The following is a 16,198-nucleotide window of genomic DNA, read 5'->3' on the forward strand; positions in this document are numbered from 1 at the left end:
ACGAACCAATGCTGCAAATCCGCGATCTCCATGTTAACTACGGGGCCATTACGGCGCTGCACGGGATCAATATCGACGTGCCCAAGGGGAGCATTGTGACGCTCATCGGCGCGAACGGCGCGGGGAAGTCGACGACGCTGAGGGCGGTCTCGGGCATTACGCGGGCGCAAAAAGGGAGCATTGTTTTCGACGGTGAGGAGATCGTGCATCTCGCCCCGCACAAGATCGTGGGCCGGGGGCTCTGCCATGTGCCGGAGGGGCGGATGATTTTTGCCAATCTCTCGGTGATGGAGAACCTGCTCATGGGAGCCTATCGGCGCAACGATCGGAAGGCGTTCGGGGGGGATCTCGACTATATTTTCGACATTTTCCCCCGGCTCAAGGAGCGCAAAGCCCAGAGCGCGGGGACGCTTTCGGGCGGTGAACAGCAGATGCTGGCCATTGGCCGCGCGCTGATGAGCAAACCGCGCTGCCTGATGCTGGACGAGCCCTCGCTGGGCATCGCGCCGCTCCTGGTGAAGACGATTTTCGAGAAGATCGTCGAGGTGAACAAAAACCTCGGCATCACGGTGCTGCTGGTGGAGCAAAATGCCAACCTGGCGCTGGAAATTTCGCAGTTCGGCTATGTGCTGGAGACGGGGCGGATTATCCTCTCCGATGCTTCCGCCAAGCTCCGCGAGGACCCGCAGGTGAAGGAATGTTACCTGGGCGGGTAGGGGCGGAAGACGCGGAGACAGGGGAGAGGAAAGATTCTTTTTCCCGCGAGCCCGGGTTCCTGCTAGTCTCTTTCCCCCAATGAGTCGCATCCATCTCCTATCCGAAGAAGTGGCCAGCCAGGTGGCGGCGGGCGAGGTGGTGGAACGCCCCGCCTCGGTGGTTAAAGAACTGGTCGAGAATTCGCTCGATGCCGGGGCCAAGCACATCGAGGTGATGATGCGCCGAGGGGGCATTTCGCTGATTCGCGTGGTGGACGACGGCTCGGGCATGGACCGCGATGACGCGCTGCTCTGCCTGGAGCGCCATGCTACCAGCAAGATCCGCACGGGGGCTGATCTGGCTTCCATTCATACGCTCGGCTTCCGCGGCGAGGCGCTCCCGAGCATTGCCAGCGTTTCGCGCTTCCGCCTTTCCTCGCGCGAGCCGGGCGCGGTGGCGGGGACGGAGATTCTCGTGACGGGAGGTCGCGTCGAGTATGTGCGCGATGGCGGCGATGCCCCCGGGACGCAGATCGAGGTGCGCTCGCTGTTTTTTAACCTGCCCGCGCGGCGCAAGTTTCTGCGTACGGAGAACACCGAGGCGAGCCATGTCGAGGCGCAGCTTCGGCTCCAGGCGTTGGGGCATCCGGAGGTCGGTTTCACGCTGTTGACGGATGACCGGACCGTCTTTCAACTTCCTCCGGCGGCGAATTTGCGGGAGCGCATCCGCGATCTCAACGGCGGGGCGCTGGCCGACGCGCTGCTCGAAATTCCCGAGGCGGTGTTCGACGGGCTGGCCATTCGCGGCTACATCGGCAAGCCGGGCGTGACCCGCTCGACCCGCGCGCAACAGTTGGTCTTCGTCAACGGGCGTGCGGTGGAGAATCTGACGATCAACCACGGCCTGCGCGAGGGCTACCACACGGCGCTCATGAAGGGGCAGTACCCGGTGACGTTCCTTTTTATTGAGATGGACCCGGCGGCGGTGGATGTGAACGTGCATCCCGCCAAGCGCGAGGTCCGTTTCCGCGAGCCTTCGGTGATCCGCGAGGCGCTCGTGGAGGTGGTGGCGCGCGCGCTGGAGGGCGACCGCGCCGATTGGCAGGGGGCGTTTGCTGCTCCCGCCGAGCGGCTCCCGGTGCGCCCGGAGCCGCCCCGGCCTGAACCGCTGCCGCTCCCCGGCATGGCGGTGGAGGAACTGCCGCCGCCGCGCCTGCCCGCGGGGTTGACGCGCTTTCCGGAGCCGTTCCCGGAGGTTCGGGTTCCCTCGACGTTTAAGGATTTTAGCGAGTTCAAAGAGCCGCCGCTTTCGCCGGTCACCGTGACCTCGGCGCCGGAGGTTCCCGCCGCGCCCAGGGGCCCCGAGCCGCTGGCCGTGCCGGAGCCGAAACCGCAGCCGCAGCAATTCCGCATCCTGGGCGTGCTGGGGCGGCTCTATATCCTGATGGAGAGCGCGGGCGGGCTGGTGCTGGTGGATCAGCATGCGGCGCACGAGCGGATTCTTTTTGAGGAACTGCGCCGCCGGATGGAGCAGGTGGGGGTGCCCAGCCAGCGGCTGCTCATGCCGCTCACGCTCCAGCTCGCGCCGCGCGATAGCGACTGGGTGGCGCAGAATCTGCCCACGCTCCAGAAGATGGGCATTGGCGTGGAGGGCTTCGGCACCGGGACGTGGAAGCTCGATGCCATTCCGCAATTTGTGCAGTCCAGCGAGCCGCAGCAGCTGCTCCACGACATCATCGACGAACTGCGCGAGATCAGTTCGCAGACCTCCAAGCTGCGCCTGGGCGAGGATGTGATCGCGAAGACCGTCTGCCGCCATGCGGTGAAGGCGCACGATACGCTGCGCGAGCCGGAGATGATCCGGTTAATCGAGGACTTGCTGCAATGTGAGCTGCCCTACTGCTGCCCCCATGGCCGCCCGACGATGATCCAGATTTCCTACACCGAGCTGGAGAAGAAATTCGGGCGCAAGGCGTAGTTTTTTTTAGCCGCAAAAAGGCGCAAAAAACGCAAAAAGGAGGCGCTGCTTCGTGCCTGTATCTTTCTTCGTTCCTACCCCTTGGAGGCGTTAAACCGGCAGGCCGCCGCGAGCATTTTGTGCACGGCCCGTTGCGTGGCGGCCAGGTAGGCCTGGGCGTCGTTTTGCCAGTGGCGCTCCAGGTGCTCCAGGTGATTCGCCGGGAGCGGATCGGGGCGCGGAATGGCCGGGTCGAAGGGAAGCTCAAGGGTGACGATGGCGGGCGCGGTGCCGTCCGGGTAATGGAGCGCTTTGCCGCACCATTGCCCCAGCGAGCCGGGGCATGGGTTGCCCCCTTCGCGCAGGCGGTAGGGGGCTCGGTCAGACGGGGAGAGCGCATCCCACATGGCTCGGGCCAGGGGGAGGGATTGCGCGCCGTCTGGGTCTACTTCCCCGAGCGCCCAGTGGAGGGCGATGATTTTGTGCGGGCGCTGGTATTCGATAAAATCCCTCAGCGCGCGGGTCTCCGGTTCCGACCACGGTTCCGGCCCCGGCGGCTCCTCGCCCTTGGGGCTCCAACCGGCGTCGAAGTTGCGGTTGAGGTCCACGCCCGCGGCGTTGACACGGCTTTTTTTCACAAAACCGTCCGGGTTGGCCAGCGGGATGATGCCGATGGGGAGCGTGGCCAGGTCCACGCGGTTCTCCCTCAGGAGCCGATCCTGAAAGGAGAGAAGCAAGTGGATGGTCGCCCGTTCGTCGCCGTGAACCCCCCCGATCAGGAGCGTCCCCCCGGACGCGGCCTTGAATGGGGCGGTTTCGTGGAGCAGAATGGGGCGGTTCTCCCGGGAAGTTCCGATCTGGCGGGTAAAAAGCCACCGGTTCGGACTGGTGTTGGACGTAGAAAGGTCAGCCATGAAAGGACGCGTCGTTCTCAAACGCTTATACCCACGTAATGTCTTCCGAATTAGCCGCGCTGCAAGGGCGGAGGTGCAAAACGGGTTCATCGAAGTGAACTCGGAGGGAGTTTCGGGTTGGGGTGAGGCCTCGCCCAACGCCTATTACGGCGAAACGGCGGAGCAGGTGGAGGTGCAGCTCCAGGCGGCGATGCCGTGGCTGGAGGGGGTGCGGGTGGAGAGCGTGGAGGAGATCGGCGCGCTCTGGGCGGAGTCGTGGCATTACCTGGCCCCGTCGCGGGCGGCCCAGTGTGCGCTCAATCTGGCGCTCTGGGACTGGCTGGCGCGCAAAAAGGGGATTTCCATTGCGAGGCTGGCCCTGGGGCATGACGCGGAGCCGGTCCGGACGTTTTGCACCATCGGCCTCTCGGATGCGCAGGAGCTTGGGAGAAAAATGGCGGAGTTGCGTGGGTTTCCTCTGGTAAAGGTGAAGTCTGATGCGCGGGCCGACTTTGCGCCGGTCCGCGCGGTAATGGAAAAAACGGGCGCGGCGGTGGCGGTGGATGCCAATGCCGCGTGGGGGGCGGTGGATGGCGCGGCGGTGCTGCGTGAGGCGGAGCGCGCGGGGGTGCTTTTTGTGGAGCAGCCGCTGGCCCCTTCCGACGATGTGCGGTTGCCGCAGTGGCGGGCCGGGTCGACTCTTCCCGTGCTGGCCGATGAAAGCTGCGTGAGCGAGGGCGATGTGGATCGGATGCCGGGGCGCTTCTCGGGCTTTAATATCAAGCTGGTGAAATGCGGAGGCCTTACGCCCGCGCTGGCGATGGCCCGCCGGGGCCGGGAGCTGGGGCTCCGGACGATGGTGGGGTGCATGCTGGAGAGTAGTCTGTTAATCGCCGCGGGAGCGGTGGTCGCCCAGCTTACGGATTATGCGGATCTTGACGGGGCCTGGCTGCTGAGGGATGACCCGTTCGCGGGGTTGCCGCTGGTGCGCGGGGTGCTGACGCCTGGGCCGGGAGCGGGCTTTGGGGTGGAACCGGTGGGAACGCTTTGAAACGGCGTCCCTGGCCGATTTTCTTAACAAATCTTAACAATAATAATGTTGAAACCGCTCAGAAAATGAATCAGCGTTCATCTTGTGAGCGAACTCTCTCCCGTTTCGCGCCGCGAACGCGAAAAATTGCAACGTCGCCGGGCCATTCTCGATGCCGCCGAGCGCATTTTTGCGTTGCGCGGGTTCCATGGGGCTTCGATGGACCAGATCGCCCAGGAGGCGGAGTTCGCCCCCGGCACGCTCTATCTCTATTTTAAAGATAAGAACCAGCTCTACTCCGCGCTTTTCCGGCGCAAGCTCACGGAGATGGTGGAGGGGATTGAGGAGGCGGGGCGGTCGGTTTCCGATCCCCTGGAGGGGCTCCAGAAGGCGATCCGGGCGCAGTGCGAGTTCAACGACCGCAACCGGGAGTTTTTCGAGGTGCTCCGGCGCCACCATCCGGGCGAGCAGAATCCGGACGAAGACTGGGAGGCGGTGCACCAGATTATCCAGCGGCACCATGCGGCGCTTTACCGGCTGGTGGAATGCGCCCAGGAGCGGGGGCTGATCCGCCCGGGCAACAGTCGGGCTTTTGCGAACGTGCTGCTGGGGGCGGTGATCCACACGACCCACGAACTCGGCTTTAACGGCACGCCGCTTACGGATGAGCCGGAGTTTATTTTCGATCTCTTTCTCAACGGGGCCCGACTCCACGGCGCGCCCCACCCCATGCCATGAAATTCCCCATTCTCATTCCCGCCGTCTCGCTCGGGCTTATCGCAATGTCCCTGGTGGGCTGCCACAAGGGCCATGGCGGCAAGATCACCTTTGACACCTCGCCCGCCCGGCGTGGGGATATCACCCAGTATGTAACGGCCACCGGGACGCTCAACGCGGTGGTGAGCGTGGACGTGGGCAGCCAGATCTCGGGCCGCATTCAGGCGCTCTATGCCGATTATAATTCGCTCGTGAAGAAGGACGACCTCATTGCGCAGATCGAACCGGCCACCTACCAGGCCACCGTGGACCAGGCCCGGGGCAATCTGGAGAGCGCCAAGGCGGCGCTGGACTTGAAGCGGATCGTGCTGGAGCGGGAGCGGAGCCTCTACGAGCGCAAGGCCGCGCCGAAGTCCGACCTCGACACGGCCGATGCGGAATACCGACAGGCCAAGGCGACGGTGGACGTCAACCAGGCGCTGCTCGACAAGGCGAACGCGGATCTGGGGTATTGCCGGATTACCGCGCCGGTCGATGGGATCGTGGTGACGCGCAAGGTGGATGTGGGGCAGACGGTCGCCGCGACGATGACGACCCCGGTGTTATTCAATATCGCGCAGGACATTCGTAAGATGCGGATCATTACGAACGTTTCCGAGGCCGATATCGGGCTGGTGAAGGCGGGGCAGAAGGCGGAGTTCAACGTGGACGCTTTCCCCAGCGAGAGCTTCGCGGGGCTGGTTTCGCAAGTGCGCCTCTCGGGGACCTGTTCGGACAATGTGGTGACTTACGACACGGTGGTGGACGTTTCCAATCCGGAGAAAAAGCTCTTTCCCAACATGACGGCGCAGGTCTCGATCCTGGTTGCGGAGCGCAAGGGGGCGCTCGTAATTCCCAACGCAGCGCTGCGGTTCACGCCGCCGGAGCGGGTGAAATTTGAAAACGCCGAGGCGGCCAAGATCAAGCCGGGCCGGAGCGGGAAACGGCTCGTCTATCTGCCGGGAAGCGCCCCGGGGACGCTCAAGGTGGCGGCGGTGACGGTGGGCATTACCGACGGGATGCAGACCGAGGTGGTGGAGGGGCTGGGCGAGGGGACTCAGGTGGTGGTCGGTTCGTCGTCGGCCACGGGCAAATCGCCCAACCGGGGCGGGCCGCCGCCTCAGATGTAGCTTTTAGCCTCTGGAACTCTAGCCGATGCAACTGATCTCTTTTCGTCCCTGGCTGACGGCCCGCACGGCGCTGCGCGCTCTGCGGCGCAATAAGCTGCGCTCGATTCTGACGGCGCTGGGGATTATTATCGGGGTAGCTTCCGTGGTGGCGATGGTGGCGGTGGGCAACGGGGCCCAGGCCCGCATTGAGGCCAAGGTTGCCGCGCTGGGCCAGAATGTGCTGACGATTTTTGCCACGAACCGGCGCACGAGCGGGGTCAACTCGGGCCTGGGGAGCGCGGGGACGCTGACGGAGGCGGATGCCCGGGCGATTGCACGGGAGATTAAGGAGATCGCCAATGTGAGCCCGGAGGTCTCGACAACGGCGCAGGCGCTGGCCAATGGGCGCAACTGGTCGACGACCGTGGCGGGCGAGGGGGAGAGTTATCTATCCATTCGCGACTGGCCGCTGGCTTCGGGCGCGATGTTCTCGGACCGCGAGGTGCGCGCCGCGGCGAAGGTGGCGGTGATTGGTTCGACGACGGCCAACCAGCTTTTTGGGCCGGTCGATCCGCTGGGCCAGACGGTGCGGGTGAAGGGGTTCCCGTTTGTGATTATCGGGGTGCTAAGCACCAAGGGGGCGGGGATGGGGGGGATGGATCAGGATGACCGGCTGGTGGTGCCCTACACGACGGCGATGAAGCGCATTACGGGTTCCCGTTATTTGCGGGCGATTACTTTGCAGGTGGCCCAAGCCGATGAGATGAACCGGGCGGAGGCTCAGGTGACGAGTCTGCTCCGGCAGCGCCACCGCTTGGCGGCGGATGCGGACGCGGATTTTAAGATCATGAACCAGAAGGAGATCGCCGATACGGTGGGCTCGATTTCGCAGGTGATTACGCTGCTCCTCGCGTCGATTGCGGGGATGTCGCTGGTGGTGGGCGGTATCGGGATTATGAATATTATGCTGGTCTCGGTGACGGAGCGGACTCGGGAGATCGGGATCCGGGTGGCGGTGGGGGCCAAGGGGGCCGATATTATGCTTCAGTTTTTGATTGAGTCGGTGACGCTCAGCCTACTGGGCGGGGTGATCGGGGTGCTGGTGGGGGTGGGGGCTTCGCAATGTGTGGGGCTTTTCGCGGATTTTAAGGCGGTGGTGTCGCCGGGCTCGGTGATTCTGGCTTTTGGCGTGAGTGTGGCGATTGGGGTGTTCTTCGGTTTTTACCCCGCCCGCAAGGCCGCGCAGCTCGACCCCATCGTGGCCCTCCGTTATGAATAACCAGCGCAAGCGCTGGACCTTTCCGCGCTACCGCGCGATAGCGTCGGCTTACGCGCGCCGCCTCGGTGTGGATGTCGGCAGACTCATGCAAGCGCTGGACCTTCCCTCGCTACGGCGCGGTGGGGGCTTCGCTACACGGGGCGGCCGGGATCGGGATGGCGTCGCGGCGTTTGGGGGCCACCAGGCCTGCGGAGACGACCATTTTCATGGCTTCTTCCAGGGTGAGGGAGCTTTCTGTCAGGAGTCGCCCGGGGACGGCGACGACCAGGCCGGTCATCGGGTTGGGGGAGGTGGGGATGACGACGGTGGTCATTTCCTCGCCAAGGTTGGAGTCGTAGTATTGCCCGGTGACGAAGCCGATCAGGCGCGCGCCGGGGGCGGGGTAGTCGAGGTAGACGACCCGCTTGAAGTTCTCCATGTTGTGGAAGGACTTGAAGGAGTCGATGACTTGCTTGACCGCCGCGTAGACGGTGGCGACGACCGGGACGCGCAGGAGACCCGCTTCGAGTTTCTCCAGGACGCGCCGTCCCAGGACGTTGGAGGCCATGAAGCCGAGGGTGATGAAGACGGCCAGGGTGACGAAAAACGGCAACAGCGGGAGCCGCAGGCCGATCTGCTCCAGGAACGGGGCGCTGACGTTGTTGATGGCGTTGTAGGCCAGCTGCACGACCCAGAGGGTGGCCAGCAGCGGGATGGCGACGACGACGCCGGTGAGGGCTTTTTGCCCCGCAACGGAGACGAAGGGGCGAATCTGGGTTGCGGCGGCGCCCGTTTTTTGCTGCCACTCACGGGCGAGTTTCTGGAATTCGATGAGGTTCTTTGGAATTTGCATGGCCAACCGGGGGAAAAGTAAACGCTCGCCGGGTTGGCGTCCATTTTTGATTTTGGGCTCGTGCCGCTGGGTGGGCAAGAAACGTTGCATTTCGCCGCAGGGTGGTCCATTTTTGCCTCCTTTGCATGTCCCTTTACCGTCGAACTCTCGCCTACTTTAGCCCCTTCCTGGGACAGACGCTTTTCGCGACCGCGCTCTCCCTGGGCTCCATCGGGCTGAATCTGCTCAAGCCGTGGCCTTTTAAGTACATTATTGACGGCGTTCTGTTTCCCGCCGATGCCGACCATGCCGGGGCTCATGCGCAGATCGCCCACTGGTTTGGGGCGATTTCGCCGCAGCGGGTGGTGCTTATTCTTTGCGGGGCGATGGTGTTGTTTCACCTCCTGGCGGGGCTGCTGAACCTGGTGACGAGCCTGGTGTTCGTCCGGGTGGGGCTTTCGGCGCTGCTCAAGCTGCGTACCGAGCTTTACGCCTATCTGCAATCGCTGCCGCTGAAGTTCCACGATTCCCGGCGCTCGGCGGATTCCAGCTTCCGCGTGGCCTACGATTCGCAGGCGATCCAGACGATCTATAACAAGGGGTTCACGAATATTTTCCAGTCCGGCCTGACGATTGTGGGGACGTTCGTGGTGATGGTTCGCATTGACTGGAAGCTTGCGGTGGTTTCCCTGGGGATTATTCCGCTGATGATCCTCACGATCCGCTACTATGCGCTGAGGATTCGCACGGAATCGACCACCATTCAGGAGCGCGAGAGTGCGGTGCTGACGGTGGCCCAGGAGGGGCTGGCTTCCGTGCGGATGGTCCACGCGTTCGGGCGGGAGGACTGGGAGGTGCGGCAATTTCACAAGAGCGCCCGGCAGAGCCTGGAGGCGAATCTCCAGCTGACCGGGACGAACATGAAATCGGCGCTGGTGATCAGCACGCTCATGGCCTTCGGGACGGCGGCAATGTACGGGCTCGGCTCGTTGCATGTGCTCGATGCCACGCTTTCGCTCGGAACGCTGACGGTTTTCACGGCTTACTTGCAGGCGCTTTACTCGCCGCTGGAGCAGCTGACTTACACGGCCTGGGCGCTGGAGGGGGCGGCTGCGGGGATGCAGCGCTGCTTCGAGGTGCTCGACCGGGAGGACGACGTGAAGGATGCGCCGGATGCGGTGGAAATCACTTCGACCGAGGGGAATATCCGCTTCGAAAACGTGGCCTTCGGGTACGACGACAAACGGCTGATTTTGAGCGGTGTCAATGTGGACGTTCGGCCGGGCGAGACGGTGGCTTTTGTGGGCGGAACGGGCGCGGGCAAGAGCACGCTGCTTTCGCTGGTGCCGCGTTTTTACGATCCCAACCGGGGCCGGGTGTTGCTCGACGGGCGCGATCTCAAGGCGATTACAAAAAAGTCGCTGCGCAACCAGATCAGCATTGTGTTGCAGGATACGCTGCTTTTTTCCACGACGATCCGCGAGAACATCGCCTACAGCCGCCCGGGGGCGACGGAGGCGGAGATCATTGAGGCGGCGAAACGAGCCCAGGCGCACGACTTCATCATGGCGCTTCCCGACGGCTACGCCTCGCAGGTGGGCGAGCGCGGCGGGCACTTGAGCGTGGGCCAGCGCCAGCGCCTCGGCATTGCCCGGGCGTTCCTGAAAAACGCGCCAATCCTGCTGCTCGACGAGCCGACCAGCGCGCTCGACCCGACGACCGAAGCGGCCATCATGGAGACGATTAAAGAGCTCATGCAGGGGCGCACGACCATTATTATTACCCACCGCATCGCCACGGTGCATGCCATTGGCAAGATCGTCGTGATCAAGAACGGCGGCGTGGTGGAGCAGGGCCTGGGGCCGGAGTTGGTGGGCTGCGGTGGCGCTTATGCCGAGCTGTACCACTCGGCCAATCTCAGGTAGATCATTTTTCCTATGACGAACATTCTTCCAGACCGCACGGTGGAACAGGACTGGTATAGCAAGCCGATCCCCGAAGGGATTGAATGGGGCGACGGCTGCTACTTTGAAACGGCACAAATTTTCCGGTTTTTCCGCTCGCGCCATCGGCCGGGGCTGGTGATCGGTAAGAACTGTTCGTGTTACTCGGGGTGCTCGTTTTCCATCGGCAAGGAAGGGCGCTGCACGGTGGGCGACTATACGCTGCTCAACGGCGCGCTGGTAATGGCGGAGGATCTTATCGAGATCGGCAACTACTGCATCATTTCGTGGAATGTTGGGATCGCCGACAGCGATTTTCACCCCATCGACCCGGTGCAGCGGCATCAGGACGCGATGGCGCTCTCGCCGTTTGCCGAAGGCCGGCCCGAGCGCCCGCCGATCAAGACGGCGCCGGTTCGCATCAAGGATAATGTGTGGATCGGGATGGGGGCGGTGATCTTGAAGGGCGTGACCATTGGCGAGAACTCGGTGGTGGCCGCCGGGGCGATTGTCACCAAGGACGTGCCCGCGAATGCGATCGTGGCGGGGAACCCGGCGCAGATCGTCAAGTACCTCAAATAGTACCGCCTGCGATAGTACCGCCAGCGGGACCCCAAAAAGCCGGGCGACTAAAGCTCCGCGGCTTCGCTAAAGCCGTCGTCGCGCGGCACCGGGCGTCCATCGTGGATGATGTCGATTTTCCGCCATTTGCCGCCCCGGTAGCGGGCTACGAAGGCCAAGCTGAAGACCATGAACCAGATGATCGTGACGACCCAGGCGGTTTGAGGAGAGACGTGGAGTACCTTTAGTAGCCCGTAAAGCAGCCCCACGAGCACCCAGTGGAGCAGGACGGAGATGCGCATGGCCCATTGGGTATCGCCCGCGCCCCGGAGCGCTCCGCTCAGAGCGACGATGACGGCTTCCACCAGAACGTAGAGGGCCACCAATCGCACCATGAAGAGGGAGAGCGGCAGGGCTTCCTCAAAAATTTCCGAATGGCTGTCGGGCCGGAAGACGTTGACCAGGAAGGCCGGGAAACAGAGGAACATGACGAGCATGGTCCCGGAGAAAAGAAGCCCTGTTTTCAGCCCCGAGAGGGTGGAGCGGTGGGCGTTGTCGGGTGATTTCGCCCCCATGTGCTGGCCGACCAGGCTGGTCACGGCGATCTCGATGCCGATCAGCGGAATGAAGGCGACCATGTCCCAGTTGAACGTGACGGTCGCCGCCGTGGCCACGACTTGCCCGCAGGAGTGGAAGATGGCGATCATGGCGCTGAAGGCGGCGAAGTTGAGCGCGAACTCCACCCCCGCCGGGTAGCCGAATTTAATCAGCTTGCGGAGGATGCTCCAGTCAACGTGGAACGACTGGCTGACGGCGAATTCGCGGTGTTCTTTCCCTAGGAAATAGGCCCCCGCGAGGATGGCCACTCCCGTCAGGCCGGAAAAGACGGTGCCATACGCGGCCCCCCGGATGCCCATCGCGGGGAACCCGAGCTTGCCGAAGATCAGCACGTAAGCGGAAGGGATGTTAATGAGCATCGAAACCAGCGAGGCGCACATGACGATGCGCGTGCGGGCGATGCCGGAGAAAAACCCGGAGAACACCCCACGCAGCAGGCCGATGAAGGAGAAACAGACGAGGATGCGAAAGTACTGGAACTGGGGCACGAGCTGCTCGGGGGCGATGCCGGAGTGCCGGTAGATCCGCTCCAGTAACGGGCTGCTCAATAAGATGACCGGGTAGGCGACCAGCGCGATGAGGAAGGCCTGGGTGACGACTCTGGCGCAGTTCTGTTTCTGGCGGGCTCCGTAGTACTGTGCCACCAGGGCCGTGCTGTAGCCGAGCAACCCGGCAAAGAAGGTGGCCAAAAGGAAGCTCATCAAGCCGCCCCCGAGCGCGGCATTCATCTGGGCGCTGCCGAGCTTGGCCAGGAAGAGGCGATCGGTGAAGGTCATGACCATTTCACACGCCGTCGAGGCCATCATGGGCAGGGCGATGGCGAGAAGTTCCCGCATCCCGCCCGGTTGGTGGGTGGTTTTCATTAATAAGGGCTCCGGTGTTGCTCCGGTCGATTCGCTACCGAATCCGGATATTAGCGGAGTAGAGCCTTCCCGCCCGAGGGTCGCATAGGAGCAGGTTGACGGCGTTCATTTCACCGTGTTTGAGCGAGGCTGACCAGACATTTACGCTCATGGAGCCGGATGCCGCCGTTTCTTCGGTAGGAAACCAGCTGGCCCCAGCCGAGCGGGCATACCGGCAGGCCTGGCCCACCAGCGAGGCAGCCGAGGCATCGAGCGTGGAGAGGGGCCGCCAGCCGTTCTCGAAGGTTTTGTCCAAGGCCGAAGGGGCGAGCGCGGTATCGGCAAAGGGGGTTATCGCCAGTTCGACGAACTCATTGGCGCCCTGCTTCTGCTCGTGCGCGATCCGCTCGACGCGGGTTTTGAGGTTGATGTTTCCTTGGTTGAGAAGGTGCGTGAAGTCTTCCGGTTGGGCGGATTGGATCCGGTGTTGATGGATTTTCCACAAAATGGGGAACGCGCTCAGGAGAAACACCGTGAGGGTGAAAATTCCCGCCATCCGCAGGAGTACGTGCAAGCGGGCGAGCCACTTGGAGCGCGCGGGTTGAGGGGCGGTGAGGGAAGGGAGCGGTGCCTCGTTCATGTTTTGGAGTCGACGACAAAGAGCCGCTTGGAGGCGGGGTCGTAGAACATGACAATCGCGGCGGTGACGCGCTGGCCATGCAGGTTGATCCAGGGAAAGCAAAAGAGGTAGGGCTGGTCGGCGATCTCTTTGCGGGACGGAAAATCTGGGTAGCCTTCCGCGCCCCAGCTCATGGAAAAATCGACGGCCTTTTGCGAGGCCGGGTCGGCGAGGGGGCCCTCCATCCATTGGCCGCTTTCGAGGGCGGCGTGCCGGGGGAAGCGCTCCATTTCGAGCACGAAGAAATCGGCATGATCCCCGGTCAGGGAGCGCCTGCTGATTTTGGAATAAAGAAAGCGCCGGGCCTTGGCGGTGTGCTCAATGCCTCCCCAGCGTAGGATTTCCGTAGCGTCGCGGGGCTTGAGGGAGTTGGTTTTTTCGCAGTAAGGCGACATTCCCCAGGCGCACCAAGCGATCGCCGCGGCCATCAGCAGGGCGCAAAGAAGCGATAACCCTCCTATGGTTTCAACACCGATCCAGAGCCATTGACGCACGGCGCGCATATTTCAAGAGCGTGCATGGTAGGCATGCGGCGGGGGATGTCAAATGATGAGCACCCAATTTTACTGCTGGCTTTTTTCTGCAAAAAGGATAATAACCCACCGGTAGCGTTATGGATGTCCTTACCCTTGCCCGGCTGCAATTTGCTTTCACCGTGGGGTTCCATTACCTCTTCCCTCCGTTATCGATAGGGTTGGGGCTTCTCCTGGTCATTATGGAGGGAACGTGGCTTGCCACTGGCAAACCCATCTACCACCAGATGGCCCGCTACTGGACCCGCATTTTCGGCCTGATCTTCGCCATCGGTGTCGCCACGGGCATTGTGATGGAATTCCAGTTCGGCACGAACTGGTCGGTTTACTCGCGCTTCGTGGGTGATGTTTTCGGCAGCGCACTGGCTTCGGAGGGGATCTTCGCTTTCTTCCTGGAATCCGGCTTCCTGGCGTTGCTGCTCTTTGGCTGGGACCGTATTGGGCCGAAGCTCCACTTTTTCGCCACCTGCATGGTGGCCCTCGGGGCGCATTTCAGTGCCGTCTGGATCATCGTGGCCAACTCCTGGCAGCAGACGCCCGCTGGGTATCACCTGGTGGAGACGGCGGCGGGACGCTGGCGCGCGGAGATTACCGATTTCTGGGCTTTGGTGTTCAATCCTTCCACCGTCGACCGCCTGACGCACACGGTGCTGGGCGCATGGCAGGCGGGGGCGTGGATGGTGGTGAGTGTGAGCGCCTGGTATTTGCTCAAGAAAAAGCACACGGATTTCGCCGGGCGCGGGCTCAAGATCGGGCTCATTGTCGCGGTGGTGGCCTCCTTGTTGCAGCTCGTCAGCGGCCATGATAGCGCCGTGGGGGTGAGCCGTAATCAGCCCGCCAAGCTGGCGGCGTTCGAAGCCCTCTATAAGACGGGGCCCGCTCCGCTGTGGCTCTTTGGCTGGGTGAATGAAAAAGAGCAGGAAGTCCGCTTCGGGGTTGCCATTCCCCGGGGGCTTAGCCTCCTGGTTTCCGGCAACCCGAATGAGCCGGTGACGGGCCTTGATAAAATCCCCGAGGGGGATCGGCCTCCAGTTAATGTGGTTTTCCAGACCTACCATGCCATGGTGGCCATCGGGATGGGGCTTATCGCTCTATCGATTTTCAGCCTGATCCAGTTGCTTCGCGGTGCGATTTATGAACAGCGTTGGCTGCTTGGCCTCCTAGTGCTGGCGGTGCTCGGGCCGCAACTGGCCAACCAGCTCGGCTGGGCTTCGGCGGAGATCGGCCGCCAGCCGTGGATTGTCTACGGCCTGCTGCGTACCGCAGACGCGTTTTCGAAGACGGTTGGCGCACAGCCGATCGTGGCTTCGCTGGTCCTCTTCTCGTTGGTTTACGCGCTCCTCTTCGCTGTCTTCATTTTCCTTTTGAACCACAAAATTCAACATGGACCGGAAGAGTCGGATCTCCCTCCGACGACCCCGCTCCAACAAGAACCCCGCGCCGATGTTTAACGTCCCGATTCTCAATCTGGTCTGGTTTATCCTGGTGGGTGTCCTTTTCACCGGCTACGCCATCCTTGACGGTTTTGACCTCGGGGTGGGGACGCTGCACCTCTTCACCAAAACTGACGCGGAACGCCGCGTGATGCTCAACTCGATCGGCCCCGTGTGGGACGGCAACGAGGTGTGGCTCGTCACCGGCGGCGGCGCGCTCTTTGCGGCCTTCCCCGAGGTGTATGCCTCGGTGTTCTCGGGCTTTTACCTCGCCTTTATTCTGCTGCTTTTCGCGCTGATTTTCCGCGCCGTGGCCATCGAGTTCCGTAGCAAGATGGAGATGGGTTGGTGGCGGCAGATGTGGGACGTGGGCTTTAGCATCGGCAGCGTGCTTTCGGCGCTCTTAATCGGCGTGGCGCTCGGGAATATCGCCCTGGGGGTGCCGCTGGATGCCAACCACGAGTATGCGGGAACCTTCCTCGGTCTGCTGCGGCCTTACCCGCTGCTCCTCGGGGTGACGACCGTGGCGCTTTTCGCGATGCACGGAGCGATCTACGGCGTGCTGAAAACGGAGGGCAAACTGCACGAGAAACTGCGCTCCTGGGCCAAACGCAGCGTGGCGATTTTCGTGGTTTGTTACATCCTGGTGACGCTGGCAACTCTGCTCTGGGTCCCGCATATGACCGAGACGCTGGGGGCTTATCCGTGGCTCTATGTGGTGGCTGTTTTTAACGCACTGGCCATCGCCAATATTCCGCGCGAAATCAACCTTGGCCGGGATTTCAGAGCCTTCCTTTCCTCCTGCCTCGCCATGGTGGCGCTGATGACGCTCTTCGGGATCGGGATGTTCCCGAATATGGTTTTCTCAATGCCCTCCCCGGAGAACAGCCTGACGGTAATCAACGCGGCCTCCTCGCAAAAGACGCTCTGGATCATGCTGATTATTGCCATCATCGGCGTACCGCTGGTGCTGACGTACACGGCCGTTATCTACCGCATCTTCCGCGGCAAGGTGCGGCTTGGTCCGATGAGCTATTAGGGGAAACCCTGATCGTTCTG

The 16,198-nt window shown here is 62.6% G+C and carries 15 protein-coding genes; 10 read left to right on the plus strand and 5 right to left on the minus strand.

Going from position 1 to position 16,198, the window contains the following annotated elements:
- Positions 1 to 8 precede the first annotated feature (8 nt).
- Positions 9 to 716 (plus strand): ABC transporter ATP-binding protein, encoded by a 708-nt coding sequence (locus B2828_RS13685; RefSeq protein WP_479634320.1) that lies wholly within the window; start codon positions 9 to 11, stop codon positions 714 to 716.
- A gap of 79 nt (positions 717 to 795) precedes the next feature.
- Positions 796 to 2,673, plus strand: a complete 1,878-nt coding sequence (mutL, locus tag B2828_RS13690) for a DNA mismatch repair endonuclease MutL (RefSeq protein ID WP_479634321.1) — start codon at positions 796 to 798, stop codon at positions 2,671 to 2,673.
- 74 nt (positions 2,674 to 2,747) lie between these two features.
- Here mutL and B2828_RS13695 read toward each other — a convergent pair whose 3' ends face one another.
- Positions 2,748 to 3,566 carry a M14 family zinc carboxypeptidase gene (locus tag B2828_RS13695; RefSeq protein WP_479634322.1) on the minus strand — a complete coding sequence of 273 codons (819 nt, stop codon included), beginning with the start codon at positions 3,564 to 3,566 and terminating at the stop codon, positions 2,748 to 2,750.
- Between B2828_RS13695 and B2828_RS13700 the strand changes: the two genes are divergently transcribed.
- The 4 genes from B2828_RS13700 (at position 3,565) to B2828_RS13715 (ending at position 7,719) form a co-directional block, all read left to right on the plus strand.
- On the plus strand, positions 3,565 to 4,596 hold the full coding sequence (locus B2828_RS13700; RefSeq protein WP_479634323.1) for a dipeptide epimerase: 1,032 nt from the start codon (positions 3,565 to 3,567) through the stop codon (positions 4,594 to 4,596). The two genes, B2828_RS13695 and B2828_RS13700, sit on opposite strands and share 2 nt — an antisense overlap.
- Positions 4,597 to 4,680: 84 nt before the next feature.
- Entirely contained in the window at positions 4,681 to 5,313 is a 633-nt protein-coding gene (locus tag B2828_RS13705; protein WP_479634324.1) for a TetR/AcrR family transcriptional regulator, read from the plus strand.
- Positions 5,310 to 6,461 carry an efflux RND transporter periplasmic adaptor subunit gene (locus tag B2828_RS13710; RefSeq protein ID WP_479634325.1) on the plus strand — a complete coding sequence of 384 codons (1,152 nt, stop codon included), beginning with the start codon at positions 5,310 to 5,312 and terminating at the stop codon, positions 6,459 to 6,461. Before B2828_RS13705 ends, B2828_RS13710 begins: the two co-directional genes overlap by 4 nt.
- Before the next feature lie 25 nt (positions 6,462 to 6,486).
- Positions 6,487 to 7,719 (plus strand): ABC transporter permease, encoded by a 1,233-nt coding sequence (locus tag B2828_RS13715; RefSeq protein WP_479634326.1) that lies wholly within the window; start codon positions 6,487 to 6,489, stop codon positions 7,717 to 7,719.
- A 109-nt stretch (positions 7,720 to 7,828) separates the two neighbouring features.
- Here the strand turns inward: B2828_RS13715 and B2828_RS13720 are convergent, their stop codons facing one another.
- Positions 7,829 to 8,641: a DUF502 domain-containing protein gene (locus B2828_RS13720; protein ID WP_479634327.1), complete on the minus strand. Its 813-nt coding sequence runs from the start codon at positions 8,639 to 8,641 to the stop codon at positions 7,829 to 7,831.
- Between the two features lie 35 nt (positions 8,642 to 8,676).
- Here B2828_RS13720 and B2828_RS13725 point away from each other — a divergent pair, with 35 nt between their 5' ends.
- Both B2828_RS13725 and B2828_RS13730 read left to right on the plus strand, forming a co-directional pair.
- On the plus strand, positions 8,677 to 10,455 hold the full coding sequence (locus B2828_RS13725; protein ID WP_479634328.1) for an ABC transporter ATP-binding protein: 1,779 nt from the start codon (positions 8,677 to 8,679) through the stop codon (positions 10,453 to 10,455).
- A 12-nt stretch (positions 10,456 to 10,467) separates the two neighbouring features.
- On the plus strand, positions 10,468 to 11,055 hold the full coding sequence (locus tag B2828_RS13730) for an acyltransferase (RefSeq protein WP_479634329.1): 588 nt from the start codon (positions 10,468 to 10,470) through the stop codon (positions 11,053 to 11,055).
- 47 nt (positions 11,056 to 11,102) lie between these two features.
- Here the strand turns inward: B2828_RS13730 and B2828_RS13735 are convergent, their stop codons facing one another.
- The 3 genes from B2828_RS13735 to B2828_RS13745 are packed head-to-tail and all read right to left on the minus strand — an operon-like array spanning position 11,103 to position 13,676.
- Positions 11,103 to 12,515 carry an MATE family efflux transporter gene (locus tag B2828_RS13735; protein WP_479634330.1) on the minus strand — a complete coding sequence of 471 codons (1,413 nt, stop codon included), beginning with the start codon at positions 12,513 to 12,515 and terminating at the stop codon, positions 11,103 to 11,105.
- 34 nt (positions 12,516 to 12,549) lie between these two features.
- Positions 12,550 to 13,134, minus strand: coding sequence for a hypothetical protein (locus tag B2828_RS13740; protein ID WP_479634331.1), 585 nt, complete (start codon positions 13,132 to 13,134; stop codon positions 12,550 to 12,552).
- On the minus strand, positions 13,131 to 13,676 hold the full coding sequence (locus B2828_RS13745) for a hypothetical protein (protein WP_479634332.1): 546 nt from the start codon (positions 13,674 to 13,676) through the stop codon (positions 13,131 to 13,133). The genes B2828_RS13740 and B2828_RS13745 overlap by 4 nt, the downstream gene beginning before the upstream one ends.
- A gap of 110 nt (positions 13,677 to 13,786) precedes the next feature.
- On the opposite strand from B2828_RS13745, the gene B2828_RS13750 reads away from it, so the two are divergent.
- Together B2828_RS13750 and cydB are read left to right on the plus strand one after the other, a co-directional pair.
- On the plus strand, positions 13,787 to 15,157 hold the full coding sequence (locus B2828_RS13750) for a cytochrome ubiquinol oxidase subunit I (RefSeq protein WP_479634333.1): 1,371 nt from the start codon (positions 13,787 to 13,789) through the stop codon (positions 15,155 to 15,157).
- Entirely contained in the window at positions 15,150 to 16,178 is a 1,029-nt protein-coding gene (gene cydB, locus B2828_RS13755) for a cytochrome d ubiquinol oxidase subunit II (RefSeq protein WP_479634334.1), read from the plus strand. Before B2828_RS13750 ends, cydB begins: the two co-directional genes overlap by 8 nt.
- The last annotated feature ends 20 nt before the right edge of the window (positions 16,179 to 16,198 follow it).

It is taken from the genome of Spartobacteria bacterium UBA695 (assembly GCA_002298145.1).
GTDB lineage: Bacteria > Verrucomicrobiota > Verrucomicrobiia > Chthoniobacterales > Chthoniobacteraceae > UBA695.